Origin of the sequence: Burkholderia sp. NFPP32 (assembly GCF_900119325.1) — a bacterium.
GTDB lineage: Bacteria > Pseudomonadota > Gammaproteobacteria > Burkholderiales > Burkholderiaceae > Burkholderia > Burkholderia pyrrocinia_C.
On record NZ_FPJP01000016.1, the window covers coordinates 117,779 to 133,452 of the forward strand.

A 15,674-nucleotide genomic window follows, 5' to 3' on the forward strand; every position below is an offset into this window, starting at 1 on the left:
GGTGTGCAAGATGAGTGCGGAATTAAAGAAGATATTTGAAAAGAGATTGCAGGAAACTCTCAAGGAAAATATAAGTGAGAGTGGCATCAAATTATCAAGGGGCGAGATTCTTGTCGGTCGGGAAGGTATCGGTAATGGGCGCATCGGATTCAGATTCCTGAAAAATGCAAACGGCTATATTCTTTCTGCTGCCGCTGATTCCCCTGATCTTCAGGATTTTTATAAAAGCAGCAATCCACCGTACAAGCCGAAGATACCGACGGGTCTGGTTCTTGCGATGAATACGTCCATGGAGGTGGTAAAGTCGTTTTCTCCGAATATCGGTGGGGCAGTTGATTTGCCACGGAATGATATGGAGATTGAGTCGACATGTCGATGGATATGCGAAAAGGTGGTAAGTATTTATTTGCCGAGGGTGATCAATGTTGTGGAAATCAAGTCTGGATTGATTCGGGATGTAATGGATAATCCAGGTTACTATTCTTACCCGTTTCTGACCATTATTTTCGCGGCGAAGAGAAATGGTGTCGGGTTGGATGGGCTCGATGTTGATTATTTGCTGGGGAAGAAGGTCTCCGGGAATAAGTCGTTTGACGAAAATATTCTGAAAGAGTGTTTTGGGTGAGGTTGACGAGTGAGTTTGATGAGGGATGGTTGAAATAATGGTTTTCTTGAAGCGCCAGATTGGGCGTGCTGAGTGGAGTGGCCGCGGATAGCTGGCTGCATACACCGACTGCTTCGGCAAGACCACACGTTTGCGTATGAGGTGCACGGTGTGCCCGCGAGTGTGACCGATGTAGCGGGGAAAGTCATAGTGTGTGAGGCGAATGCAACTGATCGTGTCCTGGAGATTCCCGGTGCCGAATTCTGCCCGGCGAAGGTCCGCTTCGGGTCGACTCGGTCGATCACGTTGGGCTGGAGTCGGCCATGAAGAGACCTACGCCCGACGTAGTCACGTGGACACTCAAGAGGCAGTTTCATTCACCGAACGGTCGCTTGGTCGCCAAGAGCCAGGGTCATGTCGTCGGACTTCCTTATTATTAAGTGGTTAAGATTAAGAAAAATGGATATCAGACAATTTAAAAAACTTGTAGATGAGTCTCTGGCCGCAAAGAAGGATGATAATCAAGCTACAGATATTCCCACATTGCATTACCAGAAAGTCTATGAGCGCGTAGCTCAACTCATTGGCGGCACCAAGGATTGCGGGAAGCGTGCTGGTGCAATACGGAGTGAAATTCTTCGTCGTAATGTGGCTTTTGGGGAGGCATTAAACCCCTATCATGGAATCGCTGCTGTCATCGGCGATATATGCCGACAAAGTCATCCTCTCCGCGAAGTTACTGATGCTGACTGGATAGAGGCGATCACCCTAATTTGGGAAAATAGGGCCGCCTTGTATGGAATAAATAAAGACGAATCTACGCTTGAGACAATTCACAAAAACGACTTCGCTGTCGGCCGCGCAGTGCGAACCCTGATCGACCAAGGATTTCCGGTTCAGATAGACGGTACAGATGTTCCTATGGAACCAGCCGTTCAGTCGGCGTTAGCGCAGAAATTCGATGCGTTGGCGAAGTCAGTTGGGGGCCGACGGCTACTGGATATGACGCTTGCCGACATGCAGCGGACGATTCCGTTTCAATCTAATGTCGGCCAGTTTCTCATGGGGCGCCGTCTTGGGCCGATTACCAGTTCGCCGGATCCGCAAGTCCCATGGGGATTTTTGATGAATTTGGCCATGAAGCACATCTTGGCTGAGCCAAAATGGATGAGTTCATCAGCCTATGACACGCTGAAGGCGCTAAGCTTAGCAGTCTTGGCAGTAGAAGAACTTCAGCCTTACTCTCATTGGGAGGAAGTCTTCGTTGATGCAGACCAGCTACTGTCCTACATGCAGAAAAGTGTCCTATATGACTCAATCTTCACCTTGAGCCAGATGAAGCGTAAGCACGCTCAATGGCTTTACCAGAAGTTGTGGTCGGAGGAGGAATTGAGAGAGCTCAAATTCGATGGACTACATCTCACCTTTCTCATAAAGCTTGCTGATCGAATTCTGGCTCAATCGTCGGATCTGAAGATAACCGTAATTTCCGTTTCGAGTATGGCCAGCGCAATGGGGTGCGGGAAAGACAAAATGGCCGGCTATCTTGATTCTCTAAGCCATGCGTTAGCTGGTCCAAATCAAGAATTGCACTTCCCAGTGCAATTTAAGGTGGATTATAAGAAACGACCGCTTCTGAAGTTGCATGGCGATGAATATCTTGTGTTGCCTAGCTCCTTTGTTGCCCCACTTTTGGCGGAGCATGTGGTGGAGTTCTGCTGTACAGCGAGGAAAAGCATTAGAGACACGTTAGGAACTTCGGTCGAGCGCTTTCTGCGCGCGCAACTCCTGCAGCGTGGCATAGCGTCAATTTCTGGAGCGTATGACTATAGGAAATCGAAGAGGTCCGATGAGAAGAATAAGGCTGGCGACTGTGACTTTGTGGTAGAGGGTGGGAGAACGACGGTATTTTTTGAATGCAAGAACAAGTTGCTTACTTATAGCGCTCGGTTTGGAAATGACGTTGACCTCGTCATCGACATGGCGAAGAGCTTCATCCATTCGCAAACCCAAGCTATGCAGCATGAACAGCTATTGGTTTCAAGAGGAAGCTTGGAACTGAAGGGGGAGGATGGAAAGACAGAAACACTTCTGTACAAGAACGAGCAAGATATCGAGCGAGTCTCAATATCGCTATGGGGGTTCGGCAGTTTGCAAGCCGATATATTCGTCACGAAATTTTTGCGATTGTGCGTGTGGAACAAATTGTCTTCCAACCAACCCGAGGCTTCGGCGCGAATTGATGATATAGAGAAGAAATATTTGGTGCCCTTACGAGAGATGGCTGCAGGAGTAGCCGACTTTCAAAGTGATCGCATAAAATGGCCTCTCCTATCGATGCGATTTCTCTCTGTAGCGCATCTGCTTCTCGCGCTGGATTACTCGACGGATGCCGAAAGCTTTGTGAAGGAAACGATGCGTGCAAAGCGAGCTCAGACCGGAACGAGAGATTTCGTCAGTGAATATTCGAATTCTCTGAGACTTGGATAAGGTATTCCTGATAGCTGTTAGCCGACCATTCAAGTGACCGCTTCGCACCCGATAGTGGTCCTTGAAACCGCGACGGCATGACCGGCGGCAACGGGTCGAGATCGGACTGAGCGAGATGCCGAAACCGGACCTCACCCGCAAGCAATTTCCGGTCTCCTCGCGCGACCACAAAGATTGAGCAGCAGTCGTACCTGTATCGAGACGAACTCATACAGTTCGTCCGATTCAATCGAACTGTTTCGAATCGTCAAGTTCTGATCAATCGATTACTGCGACAGATCGATGTTCGCCATCAGCGCTCGCAATCTCCGTGAGCATTGATTTCGTTGCGTGCCTATAACCAACGGCTAACGTGCGCCCAAGCAACGAACACTGTCTAATAGGCAATATCCAGCGATCATGATCGCGCGCGTGGATGGATACGTTGCACGTCCTGATCCACACGTCGAACCCCCGTTCCCATCGAACCACCAACAAAGGAGGATTCCAAATCATCAAAACGCCGCAGTAAGCGAGCGCGGGCCGCAAGTGCTACCAACACTCACGACCCGCTAACCACAGCCAACTAGACAGGAGTTGCCCATGGCTAAGGCGAATCATAAAGCACGACCACCGAAGACGGAACGTTTCGTAACGATCCAGGAAATGTGGGGTACGCCGAAAACGGACCTCAAGCCGGAGAAGTTCTACCCGTACATGAAGATTGGTGGAATGTGGCTGATCAGCGATGCGTGTTTTGTTCCGGGCCGAAAGGCGCGAATCGATATTGAGCCTGGCCGGCTGATCATCACGCAGTTGTAAAGGGCAACGCCGCAAGATGCGGCCGCGCTGCGCGACGTCGCGCAGCGCGCCGGGTAGGGGCAACTGCTATCAGCCGCCCCAGCGCATCACCAGGCGATATTGCAAGACGACCGCGACGTCCCCGCACCGCCGGTAGCCGTGCAATGCGTGCCCGCGCCGTTGTCATAAAACGTGCGCGTCTCCGGTTGCGGCACCGACGGATCAAACGGATTCGGCGCGCCATGCGGGCCACGCGCAGCATCGTACGGACGAGCCGGCGCATACGAACCGCCACTACCGGCCGGCCGCGAGCCGTTAGCGCGCAGGTATTCATTCCAGTTCTGCTCGCGCTGCTCGTATCCAGGCAACGCACGACCAAGACTATCGTTACCACCCGCGCCGAGCGGGACGCGATTCGCGGGCAATGCCAAATCGGGTTCGTGCTCCGACGAAGGTTGCGGTGCCACGAGCGTGTCGCCCGACACACGCAGCGGCCGCGTATCCGGCGTATCGAACGGGCTTCGTTCCACGGGCGCAGCGTACTGCACGCGGCGTCGGCTCATACGTGCCGCATGCCCATCATCACGAGCAGCAGCACGCCGCTCCGAGCGAAACACATTGGCCCCGGCCGACCGATCGGCCAGCGTATCGCGGCCCGACGCATCGGCGGTGGAAACAGAAAGCGCACAAGCAAACGCGGCGGCGGAAGAAAGACGGAAGGGATGATTCATCAGCGATCCAAATCAGGTGATGTGCAATGAAAAAAAACGGCAGATCACTGGCTGGCGGCTGAGCAACGGACGGCCGTCGAAGCGGCTCTGAAGCGGCTACGAGGCGCGGCGGACGCGGCTCGGAGGAAGGCTGGCTGGATTGCGGAGGCGAATCCGTATTATTTCACAATATTAACAATTGCCTTTCGTGGCAGCGATAACCGTCGGCAAACAGAATGTTTGAGACGCTCCACCCGACGCACTGCGATGGTGCCCACTAAACCAATCATCAGTCGATTGAACCACGACGATGCGACCCTTTACCCACCTCGGCACAAGCCGCGCAAGCTCGCCTATCCCCCAATCTCAATCCAGACAAGGCACAGCGCCAGAAAACCCACCCCGATAGCAACCAGATTGCACCGCCGGCAAACGTTGTCGACACCAAAAGGTTGCGCCGTCATTGCTACCGACCGCCACCCCATCCCTACGTGTTTTCCCTCACTCGACCGGCATTTTTGACAGACGATTTAAAAACGCCCATATAATTTCGGCTGCCTTGCCAACGGCTGTCGGACCATCCCTCCGATCAAGCGTTTTGGCAAGCGGGGCAGGCGAAACGCTTGCGCAATGCAAGACGCATCACGATGTCTTTCCGAACCAGACGTCCCCTTCGGGGACTGCAAGAGCCGGGCCCCGCTACGCAACATTCCGCCGGAGTTCCGTCTTCTATGTGTCTCGGGCGTGTCCCATGTCCTCGCCCCGGGTGCTGTTCGATTGCGCAAGTCATGCCGCCTTTGCCCGTATGACTAAACAACATCGAGGAGCTCCCAGATGACGCTGTCCCGTCTTACGTCCATTTCCGTCGCCGCCGTGCTGTTCGCCGCGGGCGCCGCCGCCGCGCAAGCGGAAACCGTGAAGATCGCCATCGCTGGTCCGATGAGCGGCTCGGTCGCCCAGTATGGCGACATGGTGAAGGCCGGCGCGCTGACCGCGATCGAGCAGATCAACGCGGCAGGCGGCGCGGGCGGCAACAAGTTCGAAGTGGTGATGATGGACGACGCATGCGAACCGAAGCAGGCCGTCGCCGTCGCCAACAAGATCGTCAGCCAGAAGATCAAGTACGTGATCGGCCACGTGTGCTCGGGTTCGACGATTCCCGCGTCCGACATCTACGAGAACGAAGGCATCGTGATGGTCACGCCGTCGGCCACCGCGCCGCAGCTGACCGAAGGCAAGAAGCGCCACTTCATCTTCCGCACGATCGGCCGCGACGACCAGCAAGGTCCGGCCGCCGCGCATTACATCATCAACAACGTAAAGCCGAAGAAGGTCGCCGTCCTGCACGACAAGCAATCGTACGGCCAGGGCATCGCGTCGTCGGTGAAGAAGGACCTCGAAGCCGCGAAGATCCCGGTCGTGCTGTTCGAAGGCGTCAACGCCGGCGATTCCGACTACTCGGCGATCATCACGAAGCTGAAGTCGCAAGGCGTCGATTTCGTCTACTTCGGCGGCTATCACCCGGAAATGGGCCTGCTGATGCGCCAGGCGCGCGAGCAGGGCGTGAAGGCCACGTTCATGGGCCCTGAAGGCGTGGGCAACAAGGACGTGACGGCCATCGCCGGCCCGGCTTCGGAAGGCATGCTCGTCACGCTGCCGGCCGACTTCTCGGCCGACCCGGCCAACGCAGCGCTCGTGAAGGCGTTCGCGGACAAGAAGCGCGACCCGAACGGCCCGTTCCAGATGCCTGCGTACGCAGCGGTGAAGATCATCGCCGACTCGATCGCGGGAGCGAAGACGACCGATCCGACCAAGGTCGCCGCGTACATGCACAAGACGACGTTCGACACGCCGATCGGCAAGGTCGCGTATGACGCACAGGGCGACCTGAAGGCGTTCAAATTCGTCGTGTACACGTGGCACAAGGACGCGACGAAGACCGCCGCCAAGTAATACGGAGTACCCGCCCCGCGCACCCGCTCTGCCCGTCACCCGGGCGGAGCGCGTGCGCATTTGGCCGTTCCGCGGCCAACGGGCGGCCCGAGACGACACCGTGCGTTGCGCGCGGCCGCAGCCGTGATCCGGCCGTGGCGAGCTGCACAGCGCCAACGGGAGCTTCCCGCACATGACTGACTTCTTTCCGCAATTCGCCCAGCAGCTGGTCAACGGCCTGACGCTGGGTGCGATCTATGCGCTGATCGCCATCGGCTATTCGATGGTCTACGGCATCATCGGCATGATCAACTTCGCCCACGGCGAGATCTACATGATCGGCGCGTACGTGGGCCTCGTGACCCTGACTGCGATCGGCGTTTCCGCCGGTTATCCGCTGCCGCTCGTGCTCGGCGCCGCACTGATCGTGTCGGTGATCGTCACGGGCCTGTACGGTTTCGCGGTCGAGCGCGTCGCGTATCGGCCGCTGCGCGGCGGCCCGCGCCTGGTGCCGCTGATCTCCGCGATCGGCATGTCGATCTTCCTGCAGAACTACGTGCAGATCGGCCAGGGCGCGCGCGACGTGTCCGTGCCGGTGCTGATCTCCGGCGCGTTCGACATCCACCTCGGCGGCGACTTCGACGTGACCATTCCGTATTCGCGCCTGATGATCGTCTGCGTGACGGTCGTGCTGATGATCGCGCTCACGCTGTTCATCTCGCATTCGCGGATGGGCCGTGCGTGCCGCGCGTGCGCCGAGGACATGAAGATGGCGAACCTGCTCGGCATCGATACGAACCGCGTGATCTCGTTCACGTTCGTGCTCGGCGCGATGCTGGCCGCCGTCGGCGGCGTGCTGATCGGGCTGACGATCGGCAAGCTGAATCCGTATATCGGCTTCGTCGCGGGCATCAAGGCGTTTACCGCCGCGGTGCTCGGCGGGATCGGCAGCATCCCGGGCGCGATGCTCGGCGGCGTGCTGCTCGGCCTCGCTGAAACCTTCGCCGCAGGCTACATGCCGGCCGAGTACAAGGACGTCGTCGCGTTCGGCCTGCTCGTGCTGATCCTGCTCTTCCGCCCGACCGGCCTGCTCGGCAAGTCGGACATCGAAAAGGTTTGACGGAGACGCAGATGAGTACAGTCATTTCCGTTCGCCGCCCGGCCGCCGACGCATCGTTCGGCCAGGCGCTGAAAAATGCCGTGGCCGCCGCGTTCCTGACGGCGATCCTCACGATCCCCGTGCTCGGGCTGCAGCTGAAGCTCGATGGCTACCAGGTCGTGCTCACGCCGCACTGGCGGCCGGTGTGGATCGCGGTCGCGGCCGTGTTCCTGTTCCAGTTGTTCAAGCCGTGGCTCGTGCGCGCGAAATCGGCGGTGAAGCTGCCGGCGCTGCCCGCGATGGGCGCGCAGCAGCAGCGCGTGGTCGTGTGGGTGCTGCTCGCGGTCGGGCTCGTGTGGCCGTTCTTCGGTTCGCGCGGCGCGGTGGACGTCGCGACGCTCGCGCTGATCTACGTGATCCTCGGCCTCGGGCTGAACATCGTGGTCGGTTTCGCGGGGCTGCTCGATCTCGGCTATGTCGGGTTCTATGCGGTCGGCGGCTATACGTACGCGATGCTGAACCAGTACTTCGGGCTGTCGTTCTGGGAATGCCTGCCGCTCGCCGCGATCGCGGCGGCGACGTTCGGCTTCCTGCTCGGCTTCCCGGTGCTGCGGCTGCGCGGCGACTATCTCGCGATCGTTACGCTCGGCTTCGGCGAAATCATCCGCCTGCTCGCGAACAACCTGACGAGCCTCACCGGCGGCCCGGACGGCATCTCGGGCATCGCGAAGCCGACGGTGTTCGGCTTCGAGATGGCGCGCTCGGCGAGCGTCGAAGGCGCGAAGACTTTCCATGAGCTGATCGGGCTGGAATACAGCGGCGAGCACATGGTGATCTTCCTGTACCTGATCGCGCTGGTGCTGGTCGGCTTCACGCTGTTCGTGACGAGCCGCCTGATCCGCATGCCGATGGGCCGTGCGTGGGAAGCGCTGCGCGACGACGAGATCGCATGCCGGTCGCTGGGCCTGAACCCGACGCGCATCAAGCTGTCGGCGTTCACGCTCGGCGCATCGTTCGCGGGCATCGGCGGCGCGTTCTTCGCGGCGCGCCAGGGCCTCGTGAATCCTGAATCGTTCACCTTCATCGAATCGGCGCTGATCCTCGCGATCGTCGTGCTCGGCGGAATGGGTTCGCAGCTCGGCGTGATTCTCGCGGCGATCCTGCTGACCGTGCTGCCGGAAGTCGCGCGTGGCTTTGCCGAGTACCGGATGCTGATCTTCGGTCTGGTGATGGTGTTGATGATGATGTGGCGTCCGCAGGGCCTGCTGCCCGCGAGCCGTCCGCACGTGGAGCTGCCGCAATGAGCATGAATGCAGAACTGTTGAAGGTCGCCGGGCTGCAGATGCGCTTCGGCGGGTTGCTCGCGGTGGACGGGATCGATTTCGACGTGCGCCGCGACGAGGTGTTCGCGATCATCGGGCCGAACGGCGCGGGCAAGACCACGGTGTTCAACTGCGTCGGCGGCTTCTACAAGCCGACCTCCGGCGCGGTCGAACTCGACGGCCACCAGATCGCGGGACTGCCGAGTCACAAGATCGCGGTGAAGGGCCTCGTGCGCACGTTCCAGAACATCCGCCTGTTCAAGTCGCTGACGGTGGTCGAGAACCTGCTCGTCGCGCAGCATCGCAAGGTGAAGGCGGGGCTGCTGCCCGGCCTGTTCTCGACGCCCGCGTATCGCCGAGCCGAGAAGGAAGCGCTGGAGCGCGCGGCCGTATGGCTCGAACGGATGGGGCTGACGTCGGTCGCCAACCGGCCGGCCGGCACGCTGTCGTACGGGCACCAGCGGCGTCTGGAGATCGCGCGCTGCATGATCACCGAGCCGCGTCTGCTGATGCTCGACGAGCCGGCGGCCGGCCTCAACCCGCAGGAAAAGATCGAGCTCCAGCACCTGATCGACAAGCTGCGCCGCGAGTTCGGCGTGTCGGTGCTGCTGATCGAGCACGACATGAGCCTCGTGATGGGCGTATCGGACCGCATCCTCGTGATGGAGCACGGCCGGCCGATCGTGATCGGCACGCCGGAAGCGGTCCGCAACGACCCGCGCGTGATCAAGGCGTATCTGGGGGAAGAGTGATGCTGAAGCTGGAACAGGTCCATACGCACTACGGCGCGGTCGAGGCGCTCGCGGGCGTGTCGATCGAGGTGAACAAGGGCGAGATCGTCACGCTAATCGGCAGCAACGGCGCCGGCAAGACGACGTTGATGATGACCGTGTGCGGCACGCCGCGCGCATCGTCGGGCCGCGTGCTGTTCGAGGGCAACGACATCACCGCGATGTCGACGCACCAGATCATGCGGCAGGGAATGGCGATCTCGCCGGAAGGGCGGCGCGTGTTTCCGAGCCTGACGGTGCTCGAGAACCTGAAGATGGGCGGGTTCTTCGCGAGCCGTCACGAGATCGACGACGGCATCGAGCACGTGTTCAAGCTGTTTCCGCGCTTGAAGGAGCGTGCGACGCAGCGGGCCGGCACGATGTCGGGCGGCGAGCAGCAGATGCTCGCGATCGGCCGTGCGCTGATGAGCAAGCCGCGTTTGTTGCTGCTCGATGAACCGACGCTCGGCCTCGCGCCACTCGTGATCGCGCAGATCTTCGACATCATCCGGACGATCCGTGACGAAGGTGTCACGGTGTTCCTGGTCGAGCAGAACGCGAACAAGGCGCTTGGCGTGGCCGATCGCGGGTATGTGCTCGAAACGGGGCGCGTGGTGCTTGCGGATACGGGCGCGAATTTGCTCGCGAACGATCGGATCAAGCAGGCATACCTCGGCGGTTGATGAGGAAAGCCGTCGGCCTGCAATGGGCCGGCGGCGGTGCCGACCTGCTTGCTGCGGTCTCTATCTTGCGACGCTTCGGCATGCTGGTCTGCAGGAAATAGGTAGCCGATTTGGCTTCGATCGTAGCCGAATCGGCTACATCTCGGTGGTCTGCCTGGATCGACGCAAATAGATGGCCATTGCCGCGTCGAATCTCAATCGCACTGCGGAGACAACCCATGAAAGTCAAACGAATCGTCGCCAATATCGACACGCAATCGGTCGACGACGCGAAGCGTTTCTATCAACAGATCTTCGGTCTCGACCTGCTGATGGATCACGGCTGGATCGCAACCTACGGTAACGCCGAGCAGATGGATGTGCAGATCAGCTTTGCTTCGCAGGGCGGGTCGGGCACGCCGACGCCCGACCTGTCGATCGAAGTCGACGATCTCGACGAAGCGCTCGCGCGTGTTCATGCAGCGGGCATTCCCGTCGAATACGGCCCGGCCGACGAGTCGTGGGGCGTCCGGCGTTTTTACGTGCGAGATCCGTTCGGCAAGCTCGTCAACGTGCTGGCGCATCGCTGACCCAAAACGACGAACCAGCACCGGCGTTCACGCATGCAACGCCAGCCCCTTCACCGCCTTGTCCACGGCCTTCTTCGGCCCGTGCAACGCCAGTCCGACCAAATCGGGATTCGCCGCGTCCTCGGCGCGAAACACTGCGCGGTTGGCCGCATCATGTCCGGTCGAGAACATCGCGCGCACGTAGGGCACGATCCTGATTTCGCGCGACAGCGCTTGCCGGTGCGCGGCCTGCAGGCCGTTCAAATCGGCCGCGAACACCAGCATCGGCTGGCCGAGCATCCGGCCGTAGCGATTTCCGGCCGCATCCTCGTAGGGTTCGCCGAGCGCTTCGGGCGCGCCGGCCGCGACGCCGGTCGCGAGAAACGCGACGACATTGAGTTTCTGCCACGCCGCGAGATCGTCGCGCACGATCAGTGCCACTTTCGTATCGAACATGCTTGCTCCTCATTGAAGCACTCATGATCGGATGTCGCGCGCGTTCAGTCTGGAACGTTTGTGCACATTTGCCGGTACGCAGCCGGCGTGATCCGGTAAGCGCGGCGAAACCAGCGGCCCAGATGGCTCTGGTCGGCGAAGCCGACGTCCGCGGCCGCCTGCGCAGGCGTACGACCGGCCGCCAGCAGCCGGCGCGCGGCGCGCAGCCGCAAGCGCACCAGATACGCGTGCGGCGACGTGCCGAACGCGCGCTGGAACAGCCGCGTCAGCCGGAACCGGTCGATCCCGGCGACGCTGGCGAGTTCGTCGAGCCCGATGTTGCCGTCCATCTGCGCATGCAGCAGATCGCGCACGCGCGCGATTGCGGGCGGCACGACGCCGCTTTCCAGCACGAGCGGGCCGCGCAGTTCGCCGCCGAGCCGCGTCAGCAGACGGTCGAGCGTCTGGTCGCGCGCGAGCCTGCCTTCGTTGCCGTGGATCGCCAGAAACGCTTGCCGGATCGCGTCGACGAGGCCGCGGTCGTCGACGAGCGTATGACCGAATGCGGCTTCGACGCCGCCGAGGCCCGGCAAATCCAGCCGGCGCGCCGCGCGCTCGACCCATGCTTGCGGCAGGTACAGCATGCCGTAGGTGAAGCCGCTCGCTTCGGGCGCATGGCCGTCGTGCATCGCACCCGGCTCGATCAGGATCGCGCGGCCCGGCACGCTCGTATGCAGCGACCGGTGGCACTGGAACTGCTGCACGCCTTGTTCGGTGAAGCCGACCAGCATGTCGTCGTGATCGTGCGCGTCGTACGCATGGCCGTTGAAATGCGCGTGCAGGCTTTCGATGCCGGTTTCCGGATCGCGGCGCGCGACGAGCCAGTGGTCGGTCGTGCCGATGTCCTTCGCCGTTGTCGTCATCGGATGCCTCGCGCGTCGTCGTTGCGTGACCGGTAGTGTACGCAGGTCGCGTGATGGCGGTGGCAGGCACGGGCCATACGTTCGGCGATCGCGCGGGAAGCGGGGCGAGACCCCGGCGCGCATCGCGATACGCGCAGTGGCGGGCATGCGCGGTTCATTCCTCGTTCGCCACCGCCTGTTCGTCACGCGCATACTGCGCGGGCGGCCGCCCGACATGCCGTGTGAACGCGACGCTGAACGTGCTCGCGGAACTGTAGCCGACGCGCCCCGCGATCTCTGCGATGCGACTTTCGTTGCGGCGGAGCAGGTCCTTCGCGAGCGCCATGCGCCACGTGAGCAGGTATTCCATCGGCGCGACGCCGACCGCACGGTTGAAGCGTTCGAAGAACGTCGAGCGCGACAGCGCGGCTTCCTTCGCGAGCTCGACGACCGTCCACGGATAGGCGGGGCGGGCGTGCATTCCACGGATCGCGGCCGCCAGTCGATTATCGGCGAGCCCGCGCACGAGGCCGGGCGACGCGTTCGTTTCGGCCGTGAACCGCAATGCCTCGATCAGCAGCACCTCGAGCAGGCGCGCCAGCACGATCTCGCGAGCGGGCCGCTGCGCGCGCGATTCGTCGCGCACCAGTTGCACGAGCGTGGTCAGCCGGGGTTCGCCGCGCACATGCACGAATTGCGGCAGCAGCGACACCAGCAGCGCTGCATCCGGCGAACCGAAGCTGCAGTTGCCGGCCATCATCCGCGTGTCGACCGGGTTGCCCGGATCGCCGATCCGGTATTCGCCGTTGTCGAGTGCGACCGGCGGCGCGGTTTCGACGCCCGGCGGCGGCGGTTCGAGGCTGGACATCGCGACGCCGTAGGCCGCCGGAATCAGCACGAAATCGCCGGGCAGCAGCTCGATCGGCGCGTGCCCGTCGATCGCGATCCGGCATCCGCCGTCGAGGATCGCGCAATAGAACGGCTCGCCGGCGACCGTGCGGTTGATCGACCACGGGCTCGCACCGTGAACGGACTTGGAGTACCGCGCGCCCGGTTGCAGCAGCGTCACGACTTCGGTCAACGGGTCGATCATCGCCGGACTCTCGCAAAAGAAAAACGGATTTTCGATTGTAGCGAATACGGATCCAGCCATCTATCGTACGGACACGTGCCCAACACAACCCAGGAGTTCGCATGAAGACCGTACTGATCACCGGCTGTTCCTCCGGCTTCGGCCTCGAGATTGCCCGCCATTTCCTGGCCCGCGACTGGCAGGTCGTCGCGACGATGCGCGCGCCGCGCGAGGACGTGCTGCCGCCGTCGGAACGCCTGCGCGTGCTGGCGCTCGACGTGACGAATTCCGACAGCATCCGCGCTGCCATCGACGCGGCCGGCCCGATCGACGTGCTCGTCAACAACGCAGGCTTCGGCGCGGCCGCGCCGGCGGAGCTCACGCCGCTCGACACGGTGCGTGCGCTGTTCGAAACCAACACGATCGGCACGATTGCGGTTACGCAGGCCGTGCTGCCGCAGTTTCGCCGGCGTGGGGCCGGCGTGATCGTGAACGTCACGTCGAGCGTCACGCTGAAAGTGTTGCCGCTGGTCGGCGCGTACCGGGCCAGCAAGGCGGCGGTCAATGCGTTCACCGAATCGATGGCGGTCGAACTCGAACCGTTCGGCGTGCGCGCGCATCTCGTGCTGCCGGGCCGTGCACCCGACACGCGTTTCGGCGACAACGCGCGTGCGCACATGCATGGCTTCGAACACGAGGCTTATGCGGAATTCGTCGGAAAGGCCGTCGCGAGGATGCTCGATGCGTCGGGGCCGATCACCCATGCGCAGGATGTTGCCGAAGCCGTGTGGCGCGCGGCGACGGATCCGTCGACCCCGATGCACATTCCGGCAGGCGCGGACGCCGAAGCGTGGGCGGCCGAAACGCGTTGATCGATCGGGAATGCGTCGCGCCGGTCGTTCGACCCGGCGCGACGAATCGCACGATGCGGAGAAGGGCGTTACCGCACGCCGTTACACCGCGCGTTCGATCGCCTGTCCGAGTAGCGACAAGCCAAGATCGATCTCTTCCTCGCTGACGGTCAGCGGCGGTGCGATCCGGAACACGCCGCCCATCCCGGGCAACTGCACGATGTTCATGCTGAGCCCGAGGTTCATGCACTCGCGCGTGATTTTCGCGCCGAGCCCGTCCGCCGGTTCTTTCGTCCGGCGATCCTTGACGATCTCGACGCCGAGCAGCAGCCCGCGTCCGCGCACGTCGCCGATGCAGTCGAACCGTTCCATCAGGTCGAGCAGGCCGCGCCTGAGCCGGTCGCCCATCACGTTCGCGCGTGCGACGAGCCCGTCGCGCTGCACGACGTCCAGCACGCGCAGGCCGACGGCCGCGGGCAGCGGGTCGGACACGTGCGTCGTGTAGAACAGGTAGCCGAGTTCGTGTGCGCGTTCCTCGATCGCCGCGGACGTCACGATGGCCGCGAGCGGCAGCCCGGCGCCGAGCGTTTTCGACAGCGTCAGGATGTCGGGCGTCACGCCGTCGCGCTGGCACGCGAACATCGTGCCGGTGCGCCCGACGCCCGTCTGCGCCTCGTCGAGGATCAGCAGCATCCCGCGCTCCTCGCACTTGCGCTTGAGCGCCGCCATATAGCCTTCCGGCAGTTCGATGATCCCGCCCGAACTGAGGATCGGCTCCGCGATGAATGCGGCGAGGTTGCCGCTCGACTGGCGGTCGATCAGGTCGAACGCGTAGTCGAGTTCGGCGAGATGGTCGTAGGCGGCGTTGCGCTCGAAGCGCGGCCGGTACGTGAACGGCGCCGGAATCGCGAACGAGCCGACGGCGGCCGGGCCGACACCCTTGCGGCCCGCGCTGTACGTGGCCGACGCGGCCGCGCCCGTCATCCCGTGCCACGACTGCGCGAAGCCGACGATCTCGTACTTGCCGGTGACGAGCTTCGCCATCCGGATCGCCGCTTCGTTCGATTCCGCGCCGGTGCTGAGCAGCAGCGCGCGGTCGAGCCCGTCGGGCGTGATGTCGGCGAGGCGCGTCGCGAGATCGACGACCGGCCGCGACAGCATCCCGCTGAACAGATGGTCGAGCTTGCCCGCGTATTCGCCGATGACGGAGACGATCTCCGGATGGCAGTGGCCGAGCACCGCGCTCATCTGCCCCGACGTGAAATCGAGGATCGCGCGGCCGTCCGCGTCGTAGACGAAGCTGCCTTTCGCGCGCTCGATGATCATCGGCTCGAACGTGCCGCCGTAGCGGACCAGATGCTGCCTGGCGTTGCGCCAGAAGGTTGCGTCGTCGTTCAGGGACATCGGGCTTCTCCGGGCAAGGGGGCAGGGATCGCTTGCAGTCTAGGCGCGCGTCTGGTTTGATGGAAACGAATA

15 protein-coding genes are annotated in these 15,674 nt (G+C 61.8%); 10 read left to right on the forward strand and 5 right to left on the reverse strand.

Annotation, left to right across the window (positions count from 1 at the left end; translation table 11 throughout):
• Nucleotides 1-10 precede the first annotated feature (10 nt).
• The 3 genes from BT264_RS38570 to BT264_RS26190 all read left to right on the forward strand — a co-directional run bounded on the left by BT264_RS38570 (nt 11) and on the right by BT264_RS26190 (nt 3,895).
• Nucleotides 11-625 (forward strand): hypothetical protein, encoded by a 615-nt coding sequence (locus tag BT264_RS38570; RefSeq protein WP_143155764.1) that lies wholly within the window; start codon nt 11-13, stop codon nt 623-625.
• A gap of 438 nt (nt 626-1,063) precedes the next feature.
• Nucleotides 1,064-3,094, forward strand: a complete 2,031-nt coding sequence (locus BT264_RS26185; RefSeq protein ID WP_143155763.1) for a hypothetical protein — start codon at nt 1,064-1,066, stop codon at nt 3,092-3,094.
• A gap of 582 nt (nt 3,095-3,676) precedes the next feature.
• Nucleotides 3,677-3,895, forward strand: a complete 219-nt coding sequence (locus BT264_RS26190; RefSeq protein ID WP_051983704.1) for a SymE family type I addiction module toxin — start codon at nt 3,677-3,679, stop codon at nt 3,893-3,895.
• An 86-nt stretch (nt 3,896-3,981) separates the two neighbouring features.
• On the opposite strand, the gene BT264_RS26195 is transcribed toward BT264_RS26190, so the two are convergent.
• Nucleotides 3,982-4,605 (reverse strand): hypothetical protein, encoded by a 624-nt coding sequence (locus tag BT264_RS26195; protein ID WP_072441881.1) that lies wholly within the window; start codon nt 4,603-4,605, stop codon nt 3,982-3,984.
• Nucleotides 4,606-5,418: 813 nt separating this feature from the next.
• On the opposite strand from BT264_RS26195, the gene BT264_RS26200 reads away from it, so the two are divergent.
• From BT264_RS26200 to BT264_RS26225, 6 genes are all read left to right on the forward strand, one after another.
• Complete coding sequence (locus BT264_RS26200) at nt 5,419-6,537, forward strand: branched-chain amino acid ABC transporter substrate-binding protein (protein WP_072441880.1); 1,119 nt, start codon at nt 5,419-5,421, stop codon at nt 6,535-6,537.
• A 172-nt stretch (nt 6,538-6,709) separates the two neighbouring features.
• Nucleotides 6,710-7,636, forward strand: a complete 927-nt coding sequence (gene livH, locus BT264_RS26205) for a high-affinity branched-chain amino acid ABC transporter permease LivH (RefSeq protein ID WP_072441879.1) — start codon at nt 6,710-6,712, stop codon at nt 7,634-7,636.
• 11 nt (nt 7,637-7,647) lie between these two features.
• Entirely contained in the window at nt 7,648-8,919 is a 1,272-nt protein-coding gene (locus tag BT264_RS26210; protein WP_072441878.1) for a high-affinity branched-chain amino acid ABC transporter permease LivM, read from the forward strand.
• On the forward strand, nt 8,916-9,689 hold the full coding sequence (gene livG, locus BT264_RS26215; RefSeq protein ID WP_072441876.1) for a high-affinity branched-chain amino acid ABC transporter ATP-binding protein LivG: 774 nt from the start codon (nt 8,916-8,918) through the stop codon (nt 9,687-9,689). The genes BT264_RS26210 and livG overlap by 4 nt, the downstream gene beginning before the upstream one ends.
• A complete protein-coding gene (locus tag BT264_RS26220; protein ID WP_011694813.1) occupies nt 9,689-10,390 on the forward strand; it encodes an ABC transporter ATP-binding protein in 702 nt (233 codons plus the stop codon). Before livG ends, BT264_RS26220 begins: the two co-directional genes overlap by 1 nt.
• Nucleotides 10,391-10,608: 218 nt before the next feature.
• Complete coding sequence (locus BT264_RS26225) at nt 10,609-10,959, forward strand: VOC family protein (RefSeq protein ID WP_072441874.1); 351 nt, start codon at nt 10,609-10,611, stop codon at nt 10,957-10,959.
• 27 nt (nt 10,960-10,986) lie between these two features.
• Here BT264_RS26225 and BT264_RS26230 read toward each other — a convergent pair whose 3' ends face one another.
• The 3 genes from BT264_RS26230 to BT264_RS26240 form a co-directional block, all read right to left on the reverse strand.
• Nucleotides 10,987-11,394, reverse strand: a complete 408-nt coding sequence (locus BT264_RS26230; RefSeq protein WP_072441872.1) for a DUF2000 family protein — start codon at nt 11,392-11,394, stop codon at nt 10,987-10,989.
• A gap of 44 nt (nt 11,395-11,438) precedes the next feature.
• On the reverse strand, nt 11,439-12,296 hold the full coding sequence (locus tag BT264_RS26235; RefSeq protein WP_072441870.1) for an AraC family transcriptional regulator: 858 nt from the start codon (nt 12,294-12,296) through the stop codon (nt 11,439-11,441).
• A 154-nt stretch (nt 12,297-12,450) separates the two neighbouring features.
• Nucleotides 12,451-13,428 (reverse strand): AraC family transcriptional regulator, encoded by a 978-nt coding sequence (locus tag BT264_RS26240; RefSeq protein WP_072441868.1) that lies wholly within the window; start codon nt 13,426-13,428, stop codon nt 12,451-12,453.
• 41 nt (nt 13,429-13,469) lie between these two features.
• Here BT264_RS26240 and BT264_RS26245 point away from each other — a divergent pair, with 41 nt between their 5' ends.
• Nucleotides 13,470-14,219 (forward strand): SDR family oxidoreductase, encoded by a 750-nt coding sequence (locus BT264_RS26245; protein ID WP_072441866.1) that lies wholly within the window; start codon nt 13,470-13,472, stop codon nt 14,217-14,219.
• Between the two features lie 81 nt (nt 14,220-14,300).
• Here BT264_RS26245 and BT264_RS26250 read toward each other — a convergent pair whose 3' ends face one another.
• Nucleotides 14,301-15,602 carry an aspartate aminotransferase family protein gene (locus BT264_RS26250; protein ID WP_072441864.1) on the reverse strand — a complete coding sequence of 434 codons (1,302 nt, stop codon included), beginning with the start codon at nt 15,600-15,602 and terminating at the stop codon, nt 14,301-14,303.
• Between the last annotated feature and the right edge of the window lie 72 nt (nt 15,603-15,674).